This window comes from Burkholderiales bacterium (genome assembly GCA_013695435.1).
Taxonomy (GTDB): domain Bacteria; phylum Pseudomonadota; class Gammaproteobacteria; order Burkholderiales; family JACMKV01; genus JACMKV01.
The window spans coordinates 1-2,221 of record JACDAM010000010.1; the positions used below are offsets into that span (position 1 = coordinate 1).

The 2,221-nt window shown below is 61.7% G+C and carries 3 protein-coding genes; all 3 read right to left on the reverse strand.

Annotated features, from left to right (window positions below; translation table 11 throughout):
- Positions 1-288 (reverse strand): peptide-methionine (R)-S-oxide reductase MsrB (gene msrB, locus H0V78_00375; protein ID MBA2350282.1); only part of this gene is annotated, 288 nt, incomplete at its 3' end.
- A 117-nt stretch (positions 289-405) separates the two neighbouring features.
- On the reverse strand, positions 406-756 hold the full coding sequence (locus H0V78_00380; GenBank protein MBA2350283.1) for a hypothetical protein: 351 nt from the start codon (positions 754-756) through the stop codon (positions 406-408).
- Positions 757-885: 129 nt separating this feature from the next.
- A partial coding sequence (locus H0V78_00385; protein ID MBA2350284.1) for a hypothetical protein occupies positions 886-2,221 on the reverse strand: 1,336 nt, incomplete at its 5' end.

A 2,221-nucleotide genomic window follows, 5' to 3' on the forward strand; every position in this document is an offset into this window, starting at 1 on the left:
GCACACAACCTCGGTACGGCGCATCAAAAAGCTGTCGTCCGATTCAGTGCTGACCTTGTCCGGATCGATGGGCGCCGTGAAGCTCGGCCACCCGGTACCTGAATCGAACTTCGCATTCGAACCGAACAACTCGTTGCCGCAGCACACGCAGCGATAGGCGCCGGCGTCCTTGCAGTCCGCGTATTTCCCGGTGAATGCGCGCTCAGTCCCTTTTTGGCGCGTGACGCGATACTGCTCTTTCGTCAGCGCCTCTTTCCACTCCTGTTCGGATTTGCGAATCTTTTCCATGGTTACTCCGTATCGGCACGCCCGGCAATCTGCAAGGCAGCGCGTTCGACACGGAATGTCGGAAAATTATCCGCGAGGGCAGAGGACGGCAGAGACTGAATCGACGCCTATGTAATCTCAATTTACCAGCGCCCTGTCGTACTGCGCAATCAGTGTCGTTCGATTCTTGTGCTTTTCTTCGTAGTTTTTTGAGTGCTCGCACGTCCTTCGCTGATAGTGATTCGAGTTCTTCGCCGATTTCGCCGATGGACAACTGGTCGTACTGGTTGATCGGCAAGCCGGCGCCGGTCGATTCTTCATGGCGATCTTTTGCATGTTCTGATTTTGTTTCAACAGACTGCGCCGTTGCTTGTTGACGATTCTGGAAGCGACTTCATCCTCGCGGCGCCTGTAGCGACCCTCGTTTTTGAAATCCCTTTTCAGCTTTTCGTGTTCGCGTTCCCGCCCAGCGCCTGCTCCTCGCGGCATGATAGTTTCTTCCAAAAAAGGCGCGTAATGTCCGTATCCCGTTTGGAAAACGTAAACGCCGGAAGTTCCGCGAATTGCAGGCGCGACCGGGCTGAACGATATTTTCGACGGATGTTCAAGGCCTGTAACTCACAACCGCCCCAAGTCCAGCATTCCGTTTTCGCCCGCCCACGCCTTGGCCAGCAGCCGCTGCGCCGCGCGCATCTGCTGCTCGTTGCCGCTGCGCTTGTGGACTTCGCTCAGGCCATAGAGGGCCCAACCGTTATTCGGCGCTTTGACGAGGCTCGCGCGGAACACTTGCTCGGCGCGTTGCGTTTGGCCGGCCAGCAGCAGGACAGCGCCCAGCGATTGGCGCACCGGGTAGTACCAATACGGCGGTTCCATGTAGGCGAGCTTGTCCTGCACGGCGACGGCGCGCTCGAATTCGCCGATTGCAGCCTTCAGGTCGCCGCGCTTCTGGGCGATGCGCGCCGACACCACGAGGCGGGCGAGTTCCAGCACGTCGGCAGCCGGGACGCCGCCGGCAGTCAGCGCCGAAAAGTCGGATTCGCGGGCAAGACGCGCGATCGCTTCGGCTTCGCCAGCGGCTGCGGCCAGTTCCACTTTCGCCGCATAAGCGACGCCACGCGCATAGTGCCGCATCGCTTGCACGAACGGCGGCGCGCCCGCGGCATCGGGTAGCGCGATCACGGTATCGGGCGAACTGAACTGGGCGTGCGCGAAATACGGCGCTGCCAGAATCGGCTGCAACGGGGGAATATCGTGCGCCGCTCCGACCGGCAGGATGCGGGCGAGCTTCTCGGCGGCCGCAATCGCGGTTTCTCCGTCGCCGGCCATCTGCGCCGAAGCCATCAGCGAATGCACGTTATGCGGATAGTAGGCCAGCGCGTAAATCCCGCTCGGCGCGCCCGGCGCCAGATAGGCTTCGTCGGCAGCTACGGCTGCGCGGTTCGCTTCCAGCGCATCGAGATACTTGCCGATGCGGAAATAAATATGAAACGGCATGTGCACGACGTGGCCTGCGCCCGGCATGAGCCGGCCGAGGCGCCTGGCGTAGGGTTCGCCGCGCTGCGGATTGGTCGATGCTTCCACCACATGAATGTAGTAGTGAATGGCGCCCGGATGATCGGGGTTGGCGCGCAGTACGCGCTCCAGTGTGGCGACGATTTCGGCGGTTCGCCCCTTCGGCTTCGCGCCGGCCGCTTCCCAATAATCCCAGGGCGACAGATCCATCAGCGCCTCGGCATACAGTACGGCAATCTGCTGATCGCGCGGATAGCGGCGCGCGACTTTCCTCATGGCATCGGCATAAGCGGCGTCGAGCGCCGCGCGCTCCGTCTGTTGGTCCTGAGAATTGTGATGAGCGGAATAACGATGGGCGAGGGCGCCGATCAAGGCACGCTCGCGGCGGCTAGCCTGCCCGGCCAGTGCTTGCGCTTTTGCGATGGCATCGGCTGCCGGCGCC